The sequence below is a fragment of the Pseudomonas sp. LB-090624 genome (genome assembly GCF_003205205.1).
Taxonomy (GTDB): Bacteria; Pseudomonadota; Gammaproteobacteria; order Pseudomonadales; family Pseudomonadaceae; genus Aquipseudomonas.
The window spans coordinates 43,349-62,548 of the sequence record NZ_QJRL01000025.1; the positions used below are offsets into that span (position 1 = coordinate 43,349).

The following is a 19,200-nucleotide window of genomic DNA, read 5'->3' on the forward strand; positions in this document are numbered from 1 at the left end:
CATCCAGCAGGGTGTGGCGGCTATTCTAACCGCAGCGACTGACCAATTTGCTTTAAAACTCGAGAAGGATTGACCCATGGCAAGGCGTCTGGCAGCAGTACTGGCCATCACCGCGAGCCTGTTGCTCGGTGGTTGCGGTGCCGATTATGGCGTGGACCAACACGGTAATACGGTTAAGGCCGAACAGATCGAAGGGCACTGGCTGGTGCTCAATTACTGGGCCGAATGGTGCGGGCCGTGCCGTACCGAAATCCCGGAACTGAACGCAGCGGCCAAGCAGTGGGCGGCTGACGGCATCAAGGTGGTGGGGGTGAACTTCGATGGCCTGCAGGGGCAGGACCTGAAGCAGGCTGCCGAAACCCTGGGTATCGGTTTCACCGTGCTGGCCCAGGACCCGGCTGAGCGCTATGACCTGCCGCGTAGCGAGGCGTTGCCGGTGACTTACATCATCGACGACAAGGGCAAGGTGCGTGAGCAGTTGATGGGCGAGCAGACCCTGGAAGGGTTGCAGGCCAAGATCAAGGCCCTGAAAGGCGCTTGATGCATTCGGGGCCGCAAAGCGGCCCCGGCAATCCTCAGCCTTCCTCAGGCCAGAATCGCAGCGGCTTGCCTTCGGCCGGCCAGAAGCGTATTTGCTCCACTGCCGACACATCCCAGCGCTGTACCGTTTCCAGCGCCTGCAAGAAGCGTTTTTCTTGCTCCATCAACGCCGGTGCACACAGCTTGCGGGTCTTGCCCACCTTGCCGAAGCTAAGGTGTTCGCCCTCCAGCGTGTAGGGTGCAAACCAGTGGTTGCAGCCACCGTTACCATAGGCGCGGCCGTCGCTGGCCAGGGTCAGGGTCAGGTGGCTGTAGTCGATCAGCGGGCGTTCGCCAATCCACTCCAGCACATAGCTGCGTTCCTGCTGCAGCCTGGAAGGTTCGGCGGCACAACCGAGCAGGCCGGTGGCAATCAGCGCGCCGGTCAGCAGATTTTTCACTCGGCGCTCTCCTGGCAACGCGGGCACAGGTGTTTTTCGCCACGGCTGGCCCAGCCCAGCTCAGCGATACGCGCGCTGGCCGCAGGCTGGCGGGCTTGCTTGCCGAGCTTGGCGTCCACCGCGAACTCGAAGTCGAGCACGGCGTCGCAGCTGTCGCATTCGACCTGCCAGGTGAGGATTTCCAGCTCGTTGAACACCGGGCCGCTGGCCACGGCGACCCATTGGCCGCGCGGGTTGATCAGGTGGCGCACGCTTTCCACGGTCAGTCGCATGGACAGGTCCTTGCTGCCCTTGAGGGTGACCAGCAGGGTGTCGCCTTTATGCATCGAGCCGCCGTTGCCAGTGACCTGGTACCGGCCCGGCACCAGCGCGCGGCACTCGATCAGGGTGTGTTGCGGGTTGAAAAGGGTGTAGCGAAAATCGTGCTCGACCATGGGTCCTCCAGAAATGCCGCGTATCCTAGCACTAACCCATCACCAGATTCTGGGGATTCCCTGCCGCCCAGCGGTTGATGTTTTCCAGGGTGGTCGCGGCAATGGCATCCAGTGCCTCGCGGGTAAGGAAGGCCTGGTGTGCGGTGATGATCACGTTGGGGAAGGTCAGCAGGCGGGCCAGCACATCGTCCTGCAGGGGCAGGTCGGAGCGGTCTTCGAAGAACAGCTGGGCTTCTTCTTCGTAGACGTCCAGGCCCAGGTAGCCGAGCTGGCCGCTTTTTAGCGCGTCGATCAGCGCAGGCGTGTCGACCAGCGCGCCGCGGCCGGTGTTGATCAGCATGGCGCCGGGCTGCAGCTGGGCCAGGCTTTGCGCGTTGATCAGGTGCCGGCTGTGCTCGTCAAGCGGGCAGTGCAGGCTGATGATGCGGGCTTCGCGCAGCAGCTCGGGCAGCGGCAGGTAGCGCGCGCCGAGGGCCAGCAGCTCTGGGTTGGGGTAGGGGTCATAGGCGAGCAGCTGGCAGCCGAAGCCAGCCATGATGCGGGCGAAGGCCAAGCCGATCTGGCCGGTGCCGACCACCCCGACGGTTTTGCCGTGCAGGTCGAAGCCGGTCAGCCCGTGCAGGGTGAAATCGCCTTCGCGGGTGCGGTTGTAGGCCCGGTGCAGTCGCCGGTTCAGGGCCAGGATCAGCGCCACGGCGTGCTCGGCCACGGCGTGTGGCGAATAGGCCGGTACGCGCACCACGGCCAGGCCCAGGCGCTTGGCAGCGGCCAGGTCGACGTGGTTGTAGCCGGCCGAACGCAGGGCGATCAGGCGCGTGCCCCCGGTGGCCAGGCGTTGCAGTACCTGAGCGTCGAGCTCGTCATTGATGAAGGCGCAGACGACTTCGTAACCGTCGGCCAGGGCGGCGGTGTCGAGGGTAAGCCGGGCGGGCTGGAAATGCAGGTCCAGCCTGCTGCCCTTGGCGGCCTCGCTGAAGCTTTCCTGGTCGTAGTGCTGGCTGCTGAACAACAGGGCGCGCATGGTGATGGTTTCCTTTGTGGTGCATGTCTTCTGTTGGCCGCTGCCTGTGAGATCGGGCGGCGCCCGATCTCACGAGCCCACTCAGGCGCTTAGGCGTGCCTGGGCAGCCAGGCGGTTGATCGCCGCGTCCAGTTCATCCAGCGCCTGCTGCGCCTGCGGACTCTCCTGCTTGAGCAGGGTTTCACTCCGCTGGCACGCCGCGCGTAATTGCGGCACGCCGCAATAGCGCGAGGCGCCGTTCAGGCGGTGCACCTGCTCGATCAGGCCGTTGTGGTCCTCGGCTTCACGGGCGGCGCGTATGGCCTCGCGATCGGCGTCCAGCGAGGCCAGCAGCATGCTCAGCATGTCGGCTGCCAGGTCGGCCTTGCCAGCGGCCAAGCGCAGGCCCTCTTCGTGGTCGAGCACCTTCAGCTCATCGCTGTTGGGTGGTTGCTCGGCCTGCCCCTGCTGGGGCATGCCCAGGCTCAGGCCGGTCCATTTCAACACCACCTGGGCCAGTTGGCGCTCGCTGATCGGCTTGGTCAGGTAGTCGTCCATCCCGCCGTGCAGCAGTGCGCGTTTCTCGTTGGCCATGGCATGGGCGGTGAGGGCAACGATCGGCAGCGGGTTGCCGCTCTGGGTGTTTTCCCACAGGCGGATCTGCTCGGTGCAGGCGCGGCCGTCCATGCCCGGCATCTGCACGTCCATCAGTACCAGGTCGAACGGCTCGTCTTGTACGGCCTTCACTGCCGCATAGCCGTTGTCGACCGCCAGCACCTCGGCACCCAGGTCTTCAAGCAGGGTCTGCACCAGCAGCAAGTTCGCGGCGTTGTCGTCGACGCACAGGACCTTCGGTTGGCGCTGGCCGTTGACCTTGTTCACTTCGCCTTGCGGCCGACGCGGTTGCAGCAGTTCCAGCAGCAGCCGGCGCAGCTTGCGGGTGCAGGTAGGCTTGGAGAGCAACTGGCCATGCCCGTTGGGCAGGTAAGGGTGGTAAAGCGCCTGTTCGGTGGTAGGGCACAGCACCACGCACTGGCAGTGGTAACGCTCGAGCTGCTGGTGGTAATGGCCCAGTTGCTCGGGTGAGAGATTGCCCAGGTTGGCCCCGAGCACGGCGAACTCGAATGGCTGGCCGGCTTGGCTGGCGGCTTGCACGGCTTGCAGCAACTGTTCATACGAGGTGAACAGGCTGACGCTGAGGCCGCAGTCTTCCAGTTGGTGTTCCAGCGCCTGGCGGGCCAATTCGTGGCTGTCCACGATGGCGGCGCGGCGGCCCAGCAACGGTTGCAACGGCAGCTCTTCGATATCGTCGTGGGCTTTGGGCAGGTTGAGGCTGATCCAGAACTGCGAACCTTCGCCCGGTGTGCTGTCGACGCCGATCTCGCCGCCCATCTGCTCGATCAGGCGCTTGGAAATCACCAGCCCCAGGCCTGTGCCGCCGGGCTGTCGGGCCAGCGAGTTGTCGGCCTGGCTGAAGGCCTGGAACAGCGTGCGCACATCCTGCGGTGACAGGCCGATGCCAGTGTCCTGCACGCTGATGCGCAGTTGCGCGAAGTCCTCGTGCTCGTCGTCGAGCATGGCGCGTACGACGATGGTGCCTTCGCGGGTGAACTTGATGGCGTTGCTGACCAGGTTGGTCAGAATCTGCTTGAGCCGCAACGGGTCGCCGATCAGCGACGACGGGGTGTCGCGGTAGATCAGGCTCAGCAACTCCAGCTGCTTGGCGTGTGCGGCCGGGGCGAGGATGGTGAGGGTGTCCTGAATCAGGTCGCGCAGGTTGAACGGAATGCTGTCGAGCACCAGCTTGCCGGCCTCGATCTTGGAGAAGTCGAGGATCTCGTTGATGATGCCGAGCAGGTTGTCGGCAGACTTCTCGATGGTGCTCAGGTAGTCCAGCTGGCGCGGCGTCATCTCGCTTTTCTGCAGCAGGTGGGTAAAGCCGAGAATGCCATTGAGCGGTGTGCGGATCTCGTGGCTCATATTGGCCAGGAATTCGGACTTGATGCGGCTGGCTTCCAGCGCCTCCTTGCGCGCCATGTCCAGCTCGATGTTCTGGATTTCGATGGTTTCCAGATTCTGGCGTACGTCCTCGGTGGCCTGGTCGATGCTGTGCTGCAGCTCTTCATGGGCGTTTTGCAGGGTCTCGGCCATGCGGTTGATGCCGCGCGCCAGTTCGTCCAGCTCATGGCTGCCCATGGTCGGCAGGCGTTCTTCGAGGTGGCCGTCCTTGAGCTGATTGACTGCATGCTTGATGCGTTCGATGGGATCATTGATGGTGCGGCTCATGCGCAGCGCCAGCAGGCCGCTGAGCACCAGGCAGGCGAGGATCAGCAACAGGCTGGTGAACAGGTTGCGGTAGCCGCGCAGCAGCGTGCCATCGTGCGACAGCTCGATCTCGACCCAGCCCAGCAGGCGCTCAGCTTCGGCCGGCACGGCATCGGTGGCCAGGTCGCGGTGGTGACCGAACACTGGCATCAGGTAGCGGGTGGCGTCATTGCCGCTGCGTTGCAGCAGCTGGGTGCCGGTGCCGCCGCTGGGCGGCTGGTTGAGCATGCTCGGGCCGGCATGGGCCAGGCGCGTGCGGTCCGGGGCGAGGAAGGCCACCGCGCGCACGTCGGACTGCTCCAGGGTTTGCGCGGCGATCCGCTCCAATTGCGCTGGCGCCAGCCGGGCCATGGCGGGCGCGGCCAGCGGCGCCAGCTGTTCGGCGATCATCTTGCCGCGCTGCAGCAACTGTGTGCGCAGGTCATTCTGTTGTAGCCAGGTGAAGTAGCTGCCCAGCACCAGCGCCATCAGGCCGGCCGGCAGCAGCGCCAGTAGCAGGACCCGGCTGCGGATTCCCAAGCGATCGAGCACATTCGCCTCCTGTGATGTGCCTGGATACCGTCAAGTGCTGACGGCCAAGCCGCGAAGTTACTCCGCCTGCCGCACCATTGCACCTCTTTAGTAGGTGTTTTATTCCAATGCCATGGCATTGGTCGCAGGGCGGTTGCCTGGCAGGCTCGGGATGCTCAATAATCGCGTAATTGAGAATGCATGGCAGTTGCCAATGAATCCTGTAGCTATTTACAACTCCAATATCCTCGCCATCGAGGATGATCCGGTGCTGGGTGCGTACCTGCACGAAGAGCTCCAGCGCGGCGGCTTTCGGGTAACCTGGTGCCGCAGTGGGCTGGAAGGGCTGGAAACGGCTGGGCGCCAGGTGTTCGATGTGGTGCTCATGGATATCCTGCTGCCCGGGCTCAATGGCCTGGACGCTTTGGCGCAACTGCGCCAGCGCAGCGCTACGCCGGTGATCCTGATGTCGGCGCTGGGGGCGGAGGCCGATCGCATCAGCGGTTTCCAGCGTGGCGCCGACGATTACCTGCCCAAGCCGTTCAGCATGGCCGAGCTGCAGGTGCGCATCGAAGCCATCCTGCGCCGCGTTGCGCTTGAGCGGCGCCATCAAGCGCCGCTGGAGCAAGCCGGCTACGGCGAGCTGCAATTCGATGAGGGTGTGTGCGATGTTCGCCTCAATGGCCACCTGGCCGGTTTGACCCCCAGCGAATTCCGCCTGCTCGACATCCTCAACCGCAACCTTGACGACGTGTTGAGCAAGCCGTTCCTTTACCAGCAGGTTTTGCAGCGCGGCTATTCGCGCCATGACCGTAGCCTGGACATGCACGTCAGCCAGATACGCCGCAAGCTCAAGGGCATCGGCTATCACGATCGGCAGATCCGCACCGTATGGGGTAAGGGCTACGTGCTCAGTGCCAGCGAGGCGGAGTAGGCATGCTCAACCGCCACTCGCTGTTCTGGAAGCTGGCCATCCTGCTGGTGGGTTTTTGCCTGCTGATGATCGGCCTCAGCTACACCTGGGGCCGCCATATGGAAACCCAGAACGCCTTTCTCTCCGAACCGGCACGGCAAGCCTTGCGTGGCTATGCCAGCGAGGCCGAGCAGGCCTGGCGCAGTGGCGGGCGGGCAGGGCTGGACCAGTGGGTGGCGGTGATGCACCAGCGCGAACGCGGCTGGGTGGGCGTGCTCGATATGAACCTGCGACCGCTCGACAGTGCCACCCTCAACCCGCAGATCATGCAGCGGCTGACTCGCCTGCGCGGTGTCGACTGGCCGATGAGTCGGCGCAGTGTCCATCAGCCATGGGTGCGCATTCCATTTCCGGGGGCGCCGGAGCAGGGCATGCTGGTGATCGAACTGCCGGAGCGGTTCAATCCGGACCAGTATCGCTTGCTGTGGCGTATGGTCACCAACGGCATCATCCCGGGCCTGTTCACCTTGCTGCTCTGCGTGGGCCTGTACCGCATGTTGATCGTGCCGCTGAACCAGCTGCGTGAGCAGGCCAATGCCTGGCGCGCCGACCAGCTGTCGGCGCGGCTGGACTCGCGCACCATCGCCCGGCATGACGAACTGGGTGAGCTGGCGCGGGCGTTCGACCAAATGGCCGAACGCTTGCAGGGCACAGTCGCCATGCAGCAGCAGTTGCTGCGCGACCTGTCCCACGAAATGCGTACCCCGCTGAGCCGCTTGCGGGTGGCAGGCGACGGCGAGACTGACCTGCAACGCCTGCGCGAGCGCCTTACCCGCGAGGTGGACTGCATGCAGCAATTGGTCGAGGACACCCTGCAGTTGGCCTGGCAGGATGCCGAGCGCGCGCCGATGAACCTGGAGCCGATCGAGGTCCACGCGCTGTGGGAATTGCTGGCCGAGAATGCCTGCTATGAAAGTGGCTGGTCGCCTGCGCGGTTGCGTTGCGAAGTTCCGGCTGATTGCTGGGTGCAGGGCAACCTCAACCACTTGGCTCAGGCGCTGGAAAACATATTACGCAATGCCATCCGTCACTCGCCGGCCGAAGGGGTTGTGCGGTTAGGTGGGCAGCGTGAGGGTGGTTACTGGTGGCTTTGGGTTGAAGATGAGGGCGGCGGGGTAGCGGAAGACGACCTGGAACGGATCTTCGCGCCGTTCTCGCGGCTGGACGGTTCGCGGCCGGGGGATGGGGGCTTCGGCTTGGGCTTGAGCATCGCCCGCAGTGCCATTCAGCGCCAGGGTGGGACCTTGTGGGCGCAGAATGGCAAGCATGGGCTGCGGCTGTGGATGAGGCTGCCGATACATGTGCCGGCCCCTTCGCGGGCCCACCCGCTCCCACAGTTACAGCATTTATCTTGAAGGCAGCGCGATCCCTGCGGGAGCGGTCGTGCCCGCGAAGGGTGTGGACCAAATCAGCGATATAGCTTGTAGCTATATCCACCACAGATTGCGTGATATGGCCGGGAAGGGTTTGCCGGTATGATAGGCGCCCCTGCCGTCCGGATTGTGAAATACGCCATGACCTTGCAGTACCCAACCATCGCCGATTGCGTCGGCAATACGCCTCTGGTTCGCCTGCAGCGCATCGCTGGCGAAACCAGCAATACCCTCCTGCTAAAGCTGGAAGGTAACAATCCTGCCGGCTCGGTGAAGGACCGCCCGGCACTGTCCATGATCACTCGCGCCGAGCTTCGTGGCCAGATCAAGCCCGGCGACACGCTGATCGAGGCCACCTCCGGCAACACCGGTATCGCCTTGGCCATGGCGGCGGCAATCAAGGGTTACAAGATGATCCTGATCATGCCCGACAACTCCACCGCCGAGCGCAAGGCTGCCATGACCGCCTACGGTGCCGAGTTGATCCTGGTCACCAAGGAAGAGGGCATGGAAGGCGCCCGTGACCTTGCCGAGAAGCTGCAAGCCGAAGGCCGTGGCCTGGTGCTTGACCAGTTCGCCAACGGCGACAACCCAATCGCCCACTACAACAGCACCGGCCCGGAGATCTGGCAGCAGACCCAGGGCAGCATCACCCATTTCGTCAGCTCGATGGGCACCACCGGTACCATCATGGGCTGCTCGCAGTACCTCAAGGAACAGAACCCGGCGGTGCAGATCATTGGCCTGCAACCGATGGAAGGCTCCGCCATTCCGGGCATCCGCCGCTGGCCCGAGGAGTACCTGCCGAAAATCTTCGACGCCACCCGCGTCGACCGCGTGGTCGACATGTCGCAGCAGGAAGCCGAAGACACCACCCGTCGCCTTGCCCGTGAAGAGGGCATTTTCTGTGGCGTGTCTTCCGGTGGCGCGGTCGCTGCCATGCTGCGCCTGTCCCGCGAGGTGGAAAATGCCGTGATGGTTGCGATCATCTGCGACCGCGGCGACCGTTACCTGTCCACCGGCCTGTTCGATCCGAGCTAAATGTCCAAGAAAAAAACCAACAGCGGCCTGCGCTTCCAGCCGGCCGGCGGTAACCGCAGCCCCCAGGTCCCGGTGGGCAAGAAGCAGCGCCTGGATATCGAGCGCCTGGCTGGTGACGGCCGGGGAATCGCGTTCTTCGAAGGGCGTACCTGGTTCGTCAGTGGCGCCCTGGCCGGTGAGGCCGTGGAGGCACGGGTGCTCAACGCCCGCGGCAAAGTGGTAGAAGCCCGGCTGGAGCGCTTGCTGCAGGCCAGCCCGGAGCGCCGGGAAGCACCGTGCCGGCATTACGACCGCTGCGGTGGCTGCAACCTGCAGCACCTGCCGCACGCGTCGCAACTGGCGCTCAAGCAGCGCACCCTGGCCGAGCAGTTGCAGCGGGTGGCCGGCGTGCAGCCTGAAGAATGGGCCGCCCCGCTGAGCGGGCCCGAATTCGGCTACCGGCGCCGGGCACGTGTTGCCGTGCGCTGGGACTTCAAGACGCGTCAGCTGGAGGTGGGCTTCCGCGCGGAAGCCAGCCAGGACATCATCGCCATCGACGATTGTGCGGTGCTGGTACAGCCCTTGCAGTCGATTCTGCGCCACTTGCCGACCGTGCTGCGTTCGTTGAGCAAACCGCAGGCGCTGGGCCATGTGGAACTGTTCAGCGGTACGGCTGAAGCGCTGTTGGTGCGCCATGTAGCGCCGCTGCCGGCAGAGGACCTGGTCAGGCTGCAGGCGTTTTGCGAGCAGGCCAATGCCCAGCTGTGGCTACACGGTGAAGGTGAGCCGGAACCCGTGGAACCGGCCGCGCAACTGGGCTTTGCCCTGGCGCCGTGGCAACTGGAACTGGCTTGGCGGCCGGGCGACTTCGTGCAGGTCAATGCCCAGGTCAACACGGCAATGATCGAGCAGGCGCTGGCCTGGCTCGCGCCGCAGGCCGATGAGCGGGTGCTCGACCTGTTCTGCGGCCTAGGCAATTTCGCCCTGCCGCTGGCCCGTCAGGCGCGTGAGGTGGTGGCAGTAGAAGGTGTGCAGGCCATGGTCGACCGTGCCGCGGCTAATGCCCGAAACAACAATGTGCATAACGCACGGTTTTTTCAGGCCGATTTATCGCAGCCTTTGGCAGGCACCGGATGGGCCGCCGAGGGCTTTTCTGCGGTACTCTTGGATCCACCGCGCGACGGTGCTTACGAGGTGGTGCAAGGCATCGCCCGCCTCAAGGCCAGCAGGCTGGTCTATGTATCGTGCAACCCGGCCACGCTGGCGCGAGACGCCCAAGTGTTGGTCGGCCAGGGGTACCGGTTAAAAAGGGCCGGGATTCTCGACATGTTTCCTCAAACGGCGCATGTCGAGGCCATGGCGTTATTCGAAGCGGGCTAGCTGACTGGCCCCTTGGTGCGGCTGCCACGGAAGGGCAGTCGCACGGTGATCGCCAGTGCACCCGCGTGGTGCGCTGTATGGAAAGGTAAAACAAAGATGGTACAGGTGAGAGTGCACCAGCCGGTCAATACCGACGGCAGTATCAATCTCGATGCATGGCTGGACCATGTGGTAAGCGTCGATTCGGCACTGGATCGCGCAGCGCTGAAAGAGGCCTGCGAGTTTGCCCATGAAGTAGAGAAAAAGGGCAACCCGGCCAAGCATTCCTGGGCGGACGGTACGTCCAGTTTCCAGGCCGGGCTGGAGATCGCCGAAATACTCGCCGACCTCAAGCTCGACCAGGACTCGCTGGTGGCGGCGGTCATCTATCGCTCGGTGCGCGAGGGCAAGGTCACCCTGGCCGAAGTCAGTCAGCGCTTTGGCCCCGTGGTGTCCAAGCTGATCGACGGCGTGCTGCGCATGGCCGCCATCAGTGCCAGCCTAAGCCCGCGGCAGTCGCTGGTGTTGGGCTCCCAGGCGCAGGTCGAGAACCTGCGCAAGATGCTCGTGGCCATGGTCGACGACGTGCGCGTGGCGCTGATCAAGCTGGCCGAACGTACCTGCGCGATCCGTGCGGTCAAGTCTGCCGACGACGAAAAGCGCCTGCGTGTCGCGCGCGAGGTGTTCGACATCTATGCGCCGCTGGCGCATCGCCTGGGTATCGGCCACATCAAGTGGGAGCTGGAAGACCTGTCTTTCCGCTACCTGGAGCCTGACCAGTACAAGCAGATCGCCAAACTGCTGCACGAGCGCCGACTGGACCGCGAGCGCTTCATCAGCGACGTGATGAACCAACTGCAGAACGAGCTGCTGGCTACCGGCGTGAAGGCCGACATCAGCGGCCGGGCAAAACACATCTATTCGATCTGGCGCAAGATGCAGCGCAAGGGCTTGGAGTTCAGCCAGATCTACGATGTGCGCGCAGTGCGCGTACTGGTGCCGGAAATCCGCGACTGCTACACCGCGTTGGGTATCGTCCACACCCTGTGGCGGCACATCCCCAAGGAGTTCGACGACTACATCGCCAACCCCAAGGAGAACGGCTACCGCTCGCTGCACACTGCTGTGATCGGCCCCGAGGGCAAGGTGCTGGAAGTGCAGATTCGCACCCACGGCATGCACGAGGAAGCCGAGCTTGGCGTGTGTGCGCACTGGCGCTACAAGGGCACTGACGTCAAGCCCAGCTCCAACCACTACGAAGAAAAGATCTCCTGGCTGCGCCAGGTGCTGGAGTGGCACGAGGAGTTGGGCGACATTGGTGGCCTGGCCGAGCAGCTGCGGGTCGATATCGAGCCGGACCGGGTCTATGTGTTCACCCCGGATGGTCACGCCATCGACTTGCCCAAGGGCGCCACGCCGCTGGACTTCGCCTACCGCGTGCACACCGAGATCGGCCATAACTGCCGCGGCGCGAAGATCAACGGCCGTATCGTGCCGCTGAACTACAGCCTGCAGACCGGCGAGCAGGTCGAGATCATTACCAGCAAGCACGGCAACCCCAGCCGTGACTGGTTGAACTCCAACCTGGGTTACGTCACCACCTCGCGGGCGCGGGCCAAGATCGTCCACTGGTTCAAACTGCAGGCGCGCGACCAGAACGTCGCCGCCGGCAAGACCTTGCTCGAGCGCGAGCTCAGCCGCCTGGGCTTGCCACAGGTGGACTTCGAGCGCCTGGCCGAAAAGACCAACGTAAAAACCGCCGAGGACATGTTCGCCTCGCTCGGTGCTGGCGACCTGCGCCTGGCCCATCTGGTCAACGCCGCTCAGCAGCTGCTGGAGCCCGAGCGCATCGAGCAGATCGAGCTGGTGCCGCGCAAGCCTAGCGGCCCGCGTACCGGCAAGCGTGGCGACATCCAGATCCAGGGTGTCGGCAACCTGCTGACGCAGATGGCCGGCTGCTGCCAGCCGCTGCCGGGCGATGCGATTGTCGGTTACATCACCCAGGGTCGTGGCGTGAGCATCCACCGCCAGGACTGTGCCTCGGTGCTGCAGCTGGCGGGCAAGGAGCCGGAGCGGATGATCCAGGTGAGCTGGGGGCCGATCCCGGTGCAGACCTACCCGGTCGACATCGTCATCCGCGCCTACGATCGCCCGGGCCTGCTGCGCGACGTGTCGCAAGTGCTGCTGAACGAGAAGATCAACGTGCTGGCGGTGAATACCCGCTCGAACAAGGAAGACAACACCGCGCTGATGTCGCTGACCATCGAGATTCCAGGCCTGGACGCGCTGGGGCGCCTGCTGGGGCGTATCTCGCAGTTGCCGAACATCATCGAGACGCGGCGTAATCGTACCCCTTGAGACCGCGGCGCCTGCTTCGCGGGTTCACCCGCGGAGCAGGCTCCACCGAAGGACTTGATTGAATGACCTACACCCTCGAAGACCTGCTGCACCTCATGGCCCGCCTGCGCGACCCGCAGTACGGCTGCCCGTGGGACTTGAAGCAGAACTACGCCAGCATTGTCCCGCACACCATCGAAGAGGCCTACGAGGTCGCTGACACCATTGAGCGCGGCGACTTCGAGCACTTGCAAGGCGAGCTGGGCGACTTGCTGTTCCAGGTGGTCTACTACAGCCAGCTGGCCCGCGAAGAAGGGCGTTTCGAGTTCGATGGCGTGGTCGACAGCATCACCCGCAAGCTCATCCGCCGCCACCCGCACGTTTTCCCCACGGGCGAGCTGTACGCGCCGGTGGACACGCCCAGCCTGAGTGAAGCCCAGGTCAAGTCGCGCTGGGAAGAAATCAAAGCCGAAGAGCGCGCGGAGAAGAGCCAGCCCGAACAGCTGTCGCTGCTTGATGACGTGCCGGCAACCTTGCCGGCGCTGTCGCGGGCAGCCAAACTGCAAAAACGTGCGGCCACGGTCGGTTTCGACTGGCCGGCGGCGTTGCCGGTGCTGGACAAGGTTCGCGAAGAGCTGGATGAAGTGCTGCAGGCCATGGCCGACGGCGACGCCGATGCGCTGGAAGATGAAGTCGGCGACTTGCTGTTTGCCGCGGTCAACCTGGCCCGCCACCTCAAGCAGGACCCAGAGCATGCGCTGCGCCGCGCCAACCGCAAGTTTGAACGACGTTTCCGGTTCATCGAGCAGGCATTGCGCGACAGCGGTCGTCCCATTGAAGATTGTAACCTTGACGAGCTGGACGCCCTTTGGGGTGAAGCCAAGCGTCAGGAAAAGAACCTGCCCAGCTGCGGCTGAGCTGTTGCATAAGTGAGTGAACATTCATGAGCCTTTCCCTTCGCGACCAATTGCTCAAAGCCGGTCTGGTCAACCAGAAACAGGTCTCGCAGACCAACAAAGCTGAAAAGAAACAGAAGCGCATGGAGCACAAAGGCCAGGTCGAAGTCGACGACAGCCAGCAGCGCATTGCCAAGGAAGCCATGGCTGAAAAGGTCAAGCGCGACCAGGAGCTGAACCGTCAGCAACAGGAGAAGGCCGAGCAGAAGGCCCGTGCCGCGCAGATCAAGCAGTTGATCGAAGCCACGCGCCTGCCCAAGCTGAACACCGAAGATTATTACAACTTCGTCGACGACAAGAAGGTCAAGCGGATTGCCGTCAACGCCCTGATGCGGACCAAGTTGAGTAACGGCGCACTGGCGGTCGTGGCCCATGCCGGCGGCTATGAGGTCATTCCTCGTGAGGCCGCGGTGAAGATCCAGGAGCGTGACCCCAACCGTATCCTGCTGCTCAATACCCATGTCGAGGAAGCGGACGAGGACGATCCGTACGCGGCCTACAAGATCCCTGATGATCTGATGTGGTAAACACGAAAAACCCCGCCTTGGCGGGGTTTTTCATTGGAAGACTGATCATTGCGTGGTGCGCTGGTTTTCCAGGTTTTCCAGCTCTGCACGGTACTGGTGGGCTTCGTGTTCATTATGGAACATGCCGACCAGCTGGCCTTGTTGGTGCACATCCCAGATCCGCAGGCCGGCGGCCTGGCCTTCGTGGGACATTTTCGATTCGTCGCGTTCGGTTACTTGGACAGTCATCGGTAAACTCCACTTCTTCAGTTGGCTGCGACAGTGTGTCGCACACCCTCTTTATAGAGTTTGTTAGCTGCCTAAGTAAATAAAACAGCCATGAAACAAGTTTCATGAACCGCCCCTGCAGGAGGTTGCGCAAGGCAGGCACAAAAAAGCCCCGCACTGGGCGGGGCTTCGGGTGCTGCTGGCAGCGCGGGCTCAGTTACCCTTCACCGGCTTGCCATCGACCGTGCCATCCTGCAGCACGATCACGTACTCCTTGCCATCGGTTTCTACCTGGCGCAGTTGCACCAGCAGGTAGTCCCAGTTCTTGGCGAACCACAGTTCGGTGATGCGCTTGCTCTGGCTTGGGTCGCGCACGCGCTCGACCTTCACTGCATCGACCTGGCCGGTCTTGGTGGTGACCTTTTCGGTACCCAGTACGCGGAAGTCGTAGGTGTCGATCTCGTCACCGTCGACCACCTGGTAGGTCATGCTCTTCTTGCCGGCGGCCACGTCATGCTGCAGGGCCAGCTGGTAGGAGGACTTGTCCAGCACACCACGGTTCAGCGGCAGGGTGATAGCGTCGCCACGGTCGCTGCCGGTGACTTTCTTGGCGGTCCAGTCGAAGTTCAGGTCGACCTTCTTGGCCTTGCCCAGGCCGCCGCGCTCGAAGTGGTACTTCTGCGGCAGCAGGGTGTCGTTATCCAGGCGCAGCGTGCTTTGCTCGGTCAGGCTGGCGATCATCATGGAGGCCTTGAAGTTAAGGTCCCAGGTGCCGTTGGCATTCTTGACCAGGCTGCGCTCGGCGGTGCCGCTCATGGGCAGTTGCTTCCAGTCGGCGGTGTAGCTGGCCGAGAAAGGCTTCAGATCAGCTGCCTGGAGGGGCAGGGCGAGCACGGCGAGAGCCAAGAGCAGGGCGCGACGCATAAATTCTCCTAGGATCGAATCAAGTGACCGCTGGCCGGCAGCGGCTGGCCATCCAGTAATGCACCTTGTTCGCCAAGGCGCAAGCGCCCTTCAGCGAACCAGCGCACCGCCAGCGGGTAGATCAGGTGTTCCTGTTGGTGTACCCGTTGGGCCAGGCTTTCGACGGTGTCGCCAGGCGCCACCGGTACCACAGCCTGTACGACCAATGGGCCGCCATCGAGTTCCTCAGTCACGAAGTGGACGCTGCAGCCATGCTCGGCATCGCCCGCTTCCAGCGCTCGGCGGTGGGTATGCAAGCCTTTGTATCTGGGCAGCAGCGACGGGTGAATGTTGAGCAGGCGCCCCTGATAGTGGCGCACGAAGTCGCCACTGAGGATACGCATGAAGCCGGCCAGCACCACCAGGTCCGGGGCAAAGCCGTCGATCCGCGCCATCAGCGCGGCATCGAAGGCTTCACGGCCGTCGAACTGGGTGTGGTCGAGCACGGCGCTGTCGATGCCGGCCGCTGCGGCGCGCTGCAGGCCGAAGGCATCGGCGCGGTTGGAAACCACCGCACGGATGCGCACCGGGCTGTCTGCTGCCTTGCTGCTGTCGATCAGCGCTTGCAGGTTGCTGCCGGAACCCGACAGCAGTACCACTACATTGCAGGTCTTGCTCGGCATCAGTGTGCCTTGAGGTTGTGCAGCTCGACCTGGGCAGCGCCTTCGGCGGCTTCGGCGATGTGGCCGATCACCCATGGTTGCTCGCCGGCGGCGCGCAGTTCGTTCAGGGCGGCTTCGACCTGGTCCTGGGCCACGCAGATGACCATGCCCACGCCGCAGTTCAGTACACGGTGCATTTCGTGCTCGTCGACGTTGCCTTTTTCCTGCAGGAAATCGAACACCGCCGGGCGCTGCCAGCTGGCCACGTCAACCACGGCCTGAGCGTTTTTCGGCAGGACGCGCGGGATGTTGTCCAGCAGGCCGCCACCGGTGATGTGGGCCATGGCCTTGACGGCACCGGTGTTCTTGATCAGTTGCAGCAGTGGCTTGACGTAGATGCGGGTCGGCGCCATCAGCAGGTCGGTCAGCGGCTTGCCGTCCAGTTGCGTGTTCTCGATGTCGGTGCCGGACACCTCGAGGATCTTGCGGATCAGCGAGTAGCCGTTGGAGTGCGGGCCCGAGGACGGCAGGGCGATCAGCGCGTCACCGGTGGCAACTTTGGAGCCGTCGATGATTTCGGCCTTTTCCACCACGCCGACGCAGAAACCGGCCAGGTCGTAGTCTTCGCCTTCATACATGCCAGGCATTTCGGCGGTTTCACCACCGACCAGCGAGCAGCCGGCCAGTTCGCAACCGGCGCCGATGCCGGTGACCACAGTCGCGGCCACGTCGACATTGAGCTTGCCGGTAGCGTAGTAGTCGAGGAAGAACAGCGGCTCGGCACCGCAGACGACCAGGTCGTTGACGCACATGGCGACCAGGTCCTGGCCGATGCTGTCGTGCTTGTTCAGGTTCAGTGCCAGGCGCAGCTTGGTGCCGACGCCGTCGGTGCCGGAGACCAGCACCGGCTGCTTGTAGCCGGCCGGGATCTCGCAGAGGGCGCCGAAGCCGCCCAGGCCACCCATGACTTCAGGGCGTGCGGTGCGTTTTGCCACGCCCTTGATGCGTTCGACCAGTGCTTCGCCGGCGTCGATGTCTACACCGGCGTCCTTGTAGCTCAGGGAGGGTTGCTTGCTCATTGATCCAGGCCTTTAGGAGGGAGGGATTCTTAAAAACGACCATGACGGCCAAGGCCGGCGGGTAAGCGGCGGCTGCCTGAAACGTCAGTGGTCTGTGAAGGCGCGCGATTTTATCAGGGTTGCCGGGCAGCGGCCATCCTCAGGCCGACGGGCAGGGCATGAAAATGGGTAAATAGTTGGGCGCTGAACCTCTCGGCGCGGGCATCTGTCAGACCCCACGCATCTCTCCCGCAACCAATCTTTCACCCGTCGCGACTGGTTACCTTGCGCCCCCGTGTATAAGGTATAGGCATTGCGGTAAATGGACAGGAACCTTCCATGCGTGTGTTCAATATTGTGGCAGCCGGTTGCCTGGCCCTTATGTCGGCCTCTGTCATGGCTGAAAATGTTTCGGGCCTTTATCAGGTACGCGAACCCGTCAGCGGGCAGGGTGCCGAAGCCCGTACTGCAGCGACTGCCAAGGCGCTCGACACGTTGGTGTTGCGCCTCACCGGCGACCCCAAGGCTGCGCAGAACCCGGCGCTGGCCGAGCTGCGCAAAGACCCGCAGCAAGTCATCAATCAGGTCGGCAGTGAAGCCGGCCCGCCTGAGTCAGTGCTGGTCGAGTTCGACCCCGGCAGCACCGAACGGGCGCTGCGCAAGGCTGGCCTGGCCTTGTGGGGCAGCAACCGGCCGTCGATCCTTGGCTGGTGGCTGAACGACAGTGCCGAAGGCAGCAATCTGGTCGGTGACGGCCAGGCCAGCGCCCAGCCCTTGCGCCGCGCCGCTCAGCACCGCGGGCTACCGCTGCGCCTGCCGCTGGCCGATCTTCAGGAGCAATTGGTGGCCAATGCCAAGCAGCTCGAAGCAAGCGACCCGGCGCCGCTGCGCCAGGCTGCCGAGCGCTATGGCGCCGATGCCTTGCTGGCGGTACATGCCCAGGAGGCCGATGGCAAGTGGCAAGGCAAGTGGCAGCTGTGGCTGGGTGACCAGCGTGAGCAAGGCAATGCCGAGGGCGCCGACCAGGCTGCGCTGGCCGATGCGGTAATGCTGGCGGTAAGCACCCGCCTGGCGCCGCGCTACGTCACCCGACCAGGCGCCAGCAGCCAGTTGCAGCTGCAAGTACAGGGTATGAACCTGCAGCGCTACGCCGAACTGGCCCGTGTCCTGGAGCCTTATGGCCCCCGCCTGCAACTCGCCGAAGGCACTACCTTGACCTACGGGGTTACTGGCAACCGTGAGCAGCTGCGGGCCCAACTGGGCCTGGCCAAGCTGCAGGAAGTGCCGGTAGAGCAGGCGCCTGCAGCACCAGCCACGCCAGCGGCGGCTGCCGGCCAGGAGCCGACCGCCCCGCAGCAGCCCGTCCCCAAGCCGTTCGACGGCCTGCGTTTTCGTTGGTAAGGAGTACTGACATTGTCTGACATGCGCCGCTGGATCTGGCTGGGTGCCGCGCTGCTGGTTGCCGTGCTTTTGTATGGTTTGCACAACATCCTCACGCCTTTCTTGATCGGCATACTCCTGGCCTATCTGGCCGACCCGCTGGTTGACTGGCTGGAGCGTCGGGGGTTGTCGCGGACCTGGGGTGTAGTCGTGGTTTTCGGCCTCTTTACCCTGCTGCTCATGGCCCTGTTGCTGATCCTGGTTCCAATGTTGGCCAAGCAGCTGGTGCGGCTTTATGAGCTGGCACCGCAGATGCTTGACTGGCTGCAGCATGTGGCGCTGCCGTGGGTGCAGCATCGGTTGGGGCTGGCAGATGGGTTCTGGAAGTTCGACAAGATCAAGGCCGCCATCAGCGAACACATGGGCCAGACCACCGACATTGTCGGCGTGGTGTTGTCCCAGGCCACGGCCTCGAGCCTGGCGCTGATTGCCTGGCTGGCCAACATGGTGCTGATTCCGGTCGTAGGTTTCTACCTGCTGCGGGACTGGGACGTAATGATGGCCAAGCTGCGCAGCCTGCTGCCGCGCCAGCATGAGCCACAGGTAGTGGGCCTGGCAGGTGAATGCCATGAGGTACTGGGTGCGTTCGTGCGGGGGCAACTGATGGTGATGGTGGCCCTGGGCATCATCTATTCGGCCGGGCTGATGCTGGTTGGGCTGGAGCTGGGGCTGTTGATCGGCATGCTCGCCGGCCTGGCGGCCATTGTGCCGTACATGGGCTTCATCATTGGTATCGGAGCCGCGCTGGTGGCCGGCCTGTTCCAGTTCGGCGGCGACCTCTATCCAATGCTGGGCATTGTCGCCGTGTTCATGGTCGGCCAGGCGCTGGAAGGCATGGTGCTGACGCCGCTGCTGGTCGGCGACCGCATCGGCCTGCACCCGGTGGCGGTGATCTTTGCGATTCTTGCCGGCGGTGAGCTGTTCGGCTTTACCGGGGTGCTGCTGGCGCTGCCGGTGGCGGCGGTGATCATGGTGCTGTTGCGGCATGTACATGATCTGTACAAGGAATCGGACATGTACGCCGGAGACATTGACCCGGAGTTGTGATGGCCGGCACGTTCATCCTTGGATTTGGGGCGCCTGTGAGATCGAATGACCTACACCATCAGCCTCGCATTGGCGCAACTTGTTGATTT

18 protein-coding genes are annotated in these 19,200 nt (G+C 63.7%); 10 read left to right on the plus strand and 8 right to left on the minus strand.

The genetic code is table 11. The features are described 5' to 3' along the window. Positions 1–76 precede the first annotated feature (76 nt). Positions 77–541, plus strand: a complete 465-nt coding sequence (locus DMX11_RS20065) for a TlpA disulfide reductase family protein (protein ID WP_023047672.1) — start codon at positions 77–79, stop codon at positions 539–541. A gap of 34 nt (positions 542–575) precedes the next feature. Here DMX11_RS20065 and DMX11_RS20070 read toward each other — a convergent pair whose 3' ends face one another. From DMX11_RS20070 to DMX11_RS20085, 4 genes are all read right to left on the minus strand, one after another. After that, positions 576–980 carry an META domain-containing protein gene (locus tag DMX11_RS20070; RefSeq protein WP_110746087.1) on the minus strand — a complete coding sequence of 135 codons (405 nt, stop codon included), beginning with the start codon at positions 978–980 and terminating at the stop codon, positions 576–578. Then, the gene (locus DMX11_RS20075; RefSeq protein WP_110746088.1) at positions 977–1,414 is read right to left on the minus strand and encodes a hypothetical protein; all 438 of its coding nucleotides are present in this window, start codon (positions 1,412–1,414) and stop codon (positions 977–979) included. The genes DMX11_RS20070 and DMX11_RS20075 overlap by 4 nt, the downstream gene beginning before the upstream one ends. A gap of 31 nt (positions 1,415–1,445) precedes the next feature. Beyond that, the gene (locus tag DMX11_RS20080) at positions 1,446–2,435 is read right to left on the minus strand and encodes a 2-hydroxyacid dehydrogenase (RefSeq protein ID WP_110746089.1); all 990 of its coding nucleotides are present in this window, start codon (positions 2,433–2,435) and stop codon (positions 1,446–1,448) included. An 81-nt stretch (positions 2,436–2,516) separates the two neighbouring features. Beyond that, on the minus strand, positions 2,517–5,270 hold the full coding sequence (locus DMX11_RS20085; protein WP_110746090.1) for a response regulator: 2,754 nt from the start codon (positions 5,268–5,270) through the stop codon (positions 2,517–2,519). Between the two features lie 193 nt (positions 5,271–5,463). On the opposite strand from DMX11_RS20085, the gene DMX11_RS20090 reads away from it, so the two are divergent. The 7 genes from DMX11_RS20090 (at position 5,464) to DMX11_RS20125 (ending at position 13,794) form a co-directional block, all read left to right on the plus strand. Then, on the plus strand, positions 5,464–6,183 hold the full coding sequence (locus DMX11_RS20090) for a response regulator transcription factor (RefSeq protein WP_110746091.1): 720 nt from the start codon (positions 5,464–5,466) through the stop codon (positions 6,181–6,183). A gap of 2 nt (positions 6,184–6,185) precedes the next feature. Beyond that, positions 6,186–7,577, plus strand: a complete 1,392-nt coding sequence (locus tag DMX11_RS20095) for a sensor histidine kinase (protein WP_110746092.1) — start codon at positions 6,186–6,188, stop codon at positions 7,575–7,577. 159 nt (positions 7,578–7,736) lie between these two features. Beyond that, on the plus strand, positions 7,737–8,636 hold the full coding sequence (gene cysM, locus DMX11_RS20105) for a cysteine synthase CysM (RefSeq protein WP_024717686.1): 900 nt from the start codon (positions 7,737–7,739) through the stop codon (positions 8,634–8,636). Then, positions 8,637–9,995: a 23S rRNA (uracil(1939)-C(5))-methyltransferase RlmD gene (gene rlmD / locus DMX11_RS20110; protein ID WP_110746094.1), complete on the plus strand. Its 1,359-nt coding sequence runs from the start codon at positions 8,637–8,639 to the stop codon at positions 9,993–9,995. A gap of 96 nt (positions 9,996–10,091) precedes the next feature. Beyond that, positions 10,092–12,332, plus strand: coding sequence for a GTP diphosphokinase (gene relA, locus DMX11_RS20115; protein WP_110746095.1), 2,241 nt, complete (start codon positions 10,092–10,094; stop codon positions 12,330–12,332). A gap of 62 nt (positions 12,333–12,394) precedes the next feature. Next, entirely contained in the window at positions 12,395–13,228 is an 834-nt protein-coding gene (mazG, locus tag DMX11_RS20120) for a nucleoside triphosphate pyrophosphohydrolase (protein WP_110746096.1), read from the plus strand. A gap of 26 nt (positions 13,229–13,254) precedes the next feature. Continuing rightward, positions 13,255–13,794, plus strand: a complete 540-nt coding sequence (locus tag DMX11_RS20125) for a DUF2058 domain-containing protein (protein ID WP_110746097.1) — start codon at positions 13,255–13,257, stop codon at positions 13,792–13,794. A 45-nt stretch (positions 13,795–13,839) separates the two neighbouring features. On the opposite strand, the gene DMX11_RS20130 is transcribed toward DMX11_RS20125, so the two are convergent. The 4 genes from DMX11_RS20130 to purM form a co-directional block, all read right to left on the minus strand. Beyond that, complete coding sequence (locus DMX11_RS20130) at positions 13,840–14,022, minus strand: hypothetical protein (protein ID WP_110746098.1); 183 nt, start codon at positions 14,020–14,022, stop codon at positions 13,840–13,842. 192 nt (positions 14,023–14,214) lie between these two features. Then, positions 14,215–14,925 (minus strand): DUF3108 domain-containing protein, encoded by a 711-nt coding sequence (locus DMX11_RS20135; RefSeq protein WP_110746099.1) that lies wholly within the window; start codon positions 14,923–14,925, stop codon positions 14,215–14,217. A gap of 8 nt (positions 14,926–14,933) precedes the next feature. Continuing rightward, on the minus strand, positions 14,934–15,587 hold the full coding sequence (gene purN, locus DMX11_RS20140; protein ID WP_110746100.1) for a phosphoribosylglycinamide formyltransferase: 654 nt from the start codon (positions 15,585–15,587) through the stop codon (positions 14,934–14,936). Continuing rightward, positions 15,587–16,645, minus strand: a complete 1,059-nt coding sequence (gene purM, locus DMX11_RS20145) for a phosphoribosylformylglycinamidine cyclo-ligase (RefSeq protein ID WP_110746101.1) — start codon at positions 16,643–16,645, stop codon at positions 15,587–15,589. Before purM ends, purN begins: the two co-directional genes overlap by 1 nt. 318 nt (positions 16,646–16,963) lie before the next feature. On the opposite strand from purM, the gene DMX11_RS20150 reads away from it, so the two are divergent. Continuing rightward, a complete protein-coding gene (locus DMX11_RS20150; RefSeq protein WP_110746102.1) occupies positions 16,964–18,025 on the plus strand; it encodes a DUF2066 domain-containing protein in 1,062 nt (353 codons plus the stop codon). 12 nt (positions 18,026–18,037) lie between these two features. Continuing rightward, positions 18,038–19,111, plus strand: a complete 1,074-nt coding sequence (locus DMX11_RS20155) for an AI-2E family transporter (RefSeq protein ID WP_110746103.1) — start codon at positions 18,038–18,040, stop codon at positions 19,109–19,111. Positions 19,112–19,200 lie beyond the last annotated feature (89 nt).

Bases quoted from the DNA above. Each gene is read 5' to 3' on its own strand.
- cysM (WP_024717686.1), top strand. From the start codon at position 7,737: ATGACCTTGCAGTACCCAACCATCGCCGATTGCGTCGGCAATACGCCT.
- DMX11_RS20135 (WP_110746099.1), bottom strand. From the start codon at position 14,925: ATGCGTCGCGCCCTGCTCTTGGCTCTCGCCGTGCTCGCCCTGCCCCTC.
- DMX11_RS20095 (WP_110746092.1), top strand. From the start codon at position 6,186: ATGCTCAACCGCCACTCGCTGTTCTGGAAGCTGGCCATCCTGCTGGTG.
- purM (WP_110746101.1), bottom strand. From the start codon at position 16,645: ATGAGCAAGCAACCCTCCCTGAGCTACAAGGACGCCGGTGTAGACATC.
- purN (WP_110746100.1), bottom strand. From the start codon at position 15,587: ATGCCGAGCAAGACCTGCAATGTAGTGGTACTGCTGTCGGGTTCCGGC.
- DMX11_RS20150 (WP_110746102.1), top strand. From the start codon at position 16,964: ATGCGTGTGTTCAATATTGTGGCAGCCGGTTGCCTGGCCCTTATGTCG.
- DMX11_RS20090 (WP_110746091.1), top strand. From the start codon at position 5,464: ATGAATCCTGTAGCTATTTACAACTCCAATATCCTCGCCATCGAGGAT.
- mazG (WP_110746096.1), top strand. From the start codon at position 12,395: ATGACCTACACCCTCGAAGACCTGCTGCACCTCATGGCCCGCCTGCGC.
- DMX11_RS20075 (WP_110746088.1), bottom strand. From the start codon at position 1,414: ATGGTCGAGCACGATTTTCGCTACACCCTTTTCAACCCGCAACACACC.
- rlmD (WP_110746094.1), top strand. From the start codon at position 8,637: ATGTCCAAGAAAAAAACCAACAGCGGCCTGCGCTTCCAGCCGGCCGGC.
- DMX11_RS20130 (WP_110746098.1), bottom strand. From the start codon at position 14,022: ATGACTGTCCAAGTAACCGAACGCGACGAATCGAAAATGTCCCACGAA.
- DMX11_RS20065 (WP_023047672.1), top strand. From the start codon at position 77: ATGGCAAGGCGTCTGGCAGCAGTACTGGCCATCACCGCGAGCCTGTTG.
- DMX11_RS20080 (WP_110746089.1), bottom strand. From the start codon at position 2,435: ATGCGCGCCCTGTTGTTCAGCAGCCAGCACTACGACCAGGAAAGCTTC.
- relA (WP_110746095.1), top strand. From the start codon at position 10,092: ATGGTACAGGTGAGAGTGCACCAGCCGGTCAATACCGACGGCAGTATC.
- DMX11_RS20125 (WP_110746097.1), top strand. From the start codon at position 13,255: ATGAGCCTTTCCCTTCGCGACCAATTGCTCAAAGCCGGTCTGGTCAAC.